Annotated in this window: 4 protein-coding genes; 2 read left to right on the top strand and 2 right to left on the bottom strand. The window is 63.6% G+C overall.

The genetic code is table 11. The annotated features are described in order from the left end of the window. Together ACFMO5_RS09515 and ACFMO5_RS09510 are read left to right on the top strand one after the other, a co-directional pair. On the top strand, positions 1–919 hold a 919-nt coding region (locus ACFMO5_RS09515), incomplete at its 5' end, for a hypothetical protein (RefSeq protein ID WP_376792512.1). Positions 920–1,144: 225 nt separating this feature from the next. Continuing rightward, the gene (locus tag ACFMO5_RS09510) at positions 1,145–1,558 is read left to right on the top strand and encodes a HesB/IscA family protein (RefSeq protein WP_376792511.1); all 414 of its coding nucleotides are present in this window, start codon (positions 1,145–1,147) and stop codon (positions 1,556–1,558) included. Between the two features lie 263 nt (positions 1,559–1,821). Here the strand turns inward: ACFMO5_RS09510 and ACFMO5_RS09505 are convergent, their stop codons facing one another. Both ACFMO5_RS09505 and ACFMO5_RS09500 read right to left on the bottom strand, forming a co-directional pair. Beyond that, positions 1,822–2,592 carry a ThiF family adenylyltransferase gene (locus ACFMO5_RS09505; RefSeq protein WP_376792510.1) on the bottom strand — a complete coding sequence of 257 codons (771 nt, stop codon included), beginning with the start codon at positions 2,590–2,592 and terminating at the stop codon, positions 1,822–1,824. Beyond that, a partial coding sequence (locus ACFMO5_RS09500; RefSeq protein WP_376792509.1) for a hypothetical protein occupies positions 2,593–2,806 on the bottom strand: 214 nt, incomplete at its 5' end.

Below are 2,806 nucleotides of genomic sequence, written 5' to 3'. Positions count from 1 at the left end.
AATCTGGCGGAGCGGAGCGACCTTCTTTGAGATCCTCTGGCTCCAGCGACGGGATCCCACGGTCCGGCTGATGCGGTCCATCGGATGGATGGGAGGGATGGAACATCTCTATTATGAGTGGGGATTGGGCCGGCAGGCCCTCATCCGGCTGCTGGAAGGACTGCCGGACGAATGGGTGGATTGGACCGACGTCGTTCGGGCGCTGGAGGCGGCGCAACCGCCGGGGTTCGCTGGGGCCGCGATGGACCGACCGTGGCGTCTGGTCCGCGGCCATCCGGTTCGAGAGTCCGTTCCCCTCGCGGAGCATTTGCGGGCCTATTTGGAAGGTTCCCTGTTCTGGCTGGGGGCGGTGGTTCTGGCCTATGACCGGGACACATTGCGGGCGTTCCGTTTGACTCCCCGGGGGCGTTGCTGGGTCCGAGGGGAAGCGATCCCACCGGCAGGGGAGGAAGCCCTGCCAGAGACCCGCTGGCTGGACGAGCGAACCTGGTCCGTGCGGCCTGGTCCGGACTCCGCGCGCCTGCTCTGGCTGTCCAGCCGCCTGGGCCGGCCAACAGGCTCCCCATTCACCTTCACTCTGGAGGAGACGCGGATCCAGGAGGTGTTTCGGGAGGGCTATCGGCCGGAGGAGATCTTGGAGATCTTTGAGGCCTCCGGCCTGCCCCCTACCCCGGGTTTGCGTCAGGCGTTGAATGAGGCATGGAAGTCCACGAGCCGGGTTCAGGTGTTTGAGAACGTCACACTTCTGGAGACAGGGGATCCATGGATCCTCCAAGAGCTCCTTGCCGTCACCTCGCTGGGGTCTGCCATCCTGGGCTGGCTGGCTCCCAATCTGGTGGTCATTGAGGAATCCGCCCTCGAGCGCCTGCGGAAGGAGATGCAGGATCGCGGGTATTACCCCACCCTGGTGCGAGGGTAGAGGCGAGGCCTCCAACGGTTTTTCTTTGTGGGGTGTGGGCCGCTGAAGGCGGCCCTCCCTGAAAGGGATGACCACCAAGTGGATGGAGCATTATGCCAAAATGGTGTATCATAATTATGAGGGCCCAGGCAGCATGCAGCGCCTCTGCGATACCTACAGGGGCTGCGTTCCTCAGGTTCTCTTCGGTGGAACACTCGGTCGGAATCCAATGGATGGAGGCGCCCAATGGCAGAAGAGCTCATACAAGAGGAAGAGGTGTCGGCGGAGGCCCCGGTGGTGCAGTTGACCGAGGAGGCTGCGCGGAAGCTGCGCCAGCTGATAACGGAGAAGAAGCTTGAGGGCCATTTCCTCCGCGTGTTTGTTGCCGGTGGGGGATGCGCTGGGCTCCAATATGGGATGGGGTTCGAGGCCCAGCCGGAAGCGGAGGATTATCAGATCGAAAGCCACGGGATCCGTATCCTCGTCGACCCGATCAGCGCGATGTATCTGTGGGGCTCGACCATCGATTATGTGGACGCGCTGATGGGAGGCGGCTTCCAGATCCACAACCCGAGCGCTATCGCCACCTGCCGGTGCGGCCACTCCTTCCGCACCCAGGGCAGCGCGGCGCCCTCCGGCGGGGAGTGCAGTTGCCATTGAAAGCTGCGGGGAGGGGAGCTGTTCCGCAGGTGGGGGCGGTCAAAGGTGGCTCGCCCAGCCTCCAAGCCTTCTGGGGAGAGATTCTCCCTTCGACCCACCAGCAAGCAATACGGGCTCACCCATCCTGGTCCGCCTGAGCGGGGAGGAAGCGGGATCCGTTTTCCCCCTCTCCCTTGCGGCCCGAAAGGCGGCAGGGAGAGGGGGGATTTCGTTTTCGGCGGGGCCGGGCGTTGAAGGTGGTCTGATCCTGGCTTCAAGATCACTCAGGGGATGGGGAACAAATCCCGCGAGCAGGCATATTCATCGGTACGCAAGGCTCCGCATGCTGGGCAGTTGGGGCGAGGGCGGACCTGGAGAACGCGTAGCTCCATGCTCAGCCCATCGTAGATCAGATAGCGGTTGAACAGAGGCTCGCCAAGGCCCAGCAGGAGCTTCAGCACCTCTGTGGCTTGGATCATGGCGATCAGCCCCGGTGTGGTCCCGACCACCGGAAAAATCCCCGGCGGAGGCCCAGCCTCGAAAAGGCAGCAAAGACAGGCGGTCTGAGGGGCCATGATGGTCATTGCCCGACCCTCCCATCCCCAGATGGCCCCATGCACTAACGGCTTGCGCGATCGAATCGCGTAATCGTTCAGGATTAATCGGGTCTCGAAGTTGTCTAAAGCGTCCACGATGATCTCAACATCTCCCAACAGCTCTTCCGCGTTCTCCGGGGTCAGGCGCGCCTCGATCGGCTCAATCCGAACCAGCGGGTTGAGCCGTCGCATCTTCTCAGCGGCGGAACAGACCTTGGGCCGGCCGATGTCCTCGCTCCAGTGCAGGATCTGGCGGTTCAGATTGGTAAGCTCCACGGTCTCGCTGTCGATCAGCTTGAGGGCGCCCACGCCGGCCGCGGCCAGATAAAGGGCAGCTGGGCAACCAAGCCCTCCCATGCCAACGATGGCCACGCGGGCCCGGGCCAACCGTTCCTGTCCAGCCCTCCCCCAGCCGTCTAATCGCATCTGTCGATCGTAGCGGAGCCAGCCCTCCTCCATTTACCCCTCCTTTTGACGGACAACCGCTCCCAATCGCTCCGCCGCCGCGCGGATCAATCGCTCCCGCAACCCGGCGACCTCGCGGTCGGTGAGGGTGCGATCCTCCGCCTGGTAGAACACGGTAAAGGCCAGGCTCCGATGGCCTGGAGGGATCGGATCCCCTTGATAGACATCGAAGAGCCGGACTTCGCGGACGAGCGGGGCGCCCGCCTCT

It is taken from the genome of Thermoflexus sp., from assembly GCF_042408365.1.
Lineage (GTDB): Bacteria > Chloroflexota > Anaerolineae > Thermoflexales > Thermoflexaceae > Thermoflexus.
Note: the sequence above shows the minus strand (reverse complement) of the source record. Positions and strands in the feature narration are given on the sequence as shown.

Bases quoted from the DNA above. Each gene is read 5' to 3' on its own strand.
- ACFMO5_RS09510 (WP_376792511.1), top strand. From the start codon at position 1,145: ATGGCAGAAGAGCTCATACAAGAGGAAGAGGTGTCGGCGGAGGCCCCG.
- ACFMO5_RS09505 (WP_376792510.1), bottom strand. From the start codon at position 2,592: ATGGAGGAGGGCTGGCTCCGCTACGATCGACAGATGCGATTAGACGGC.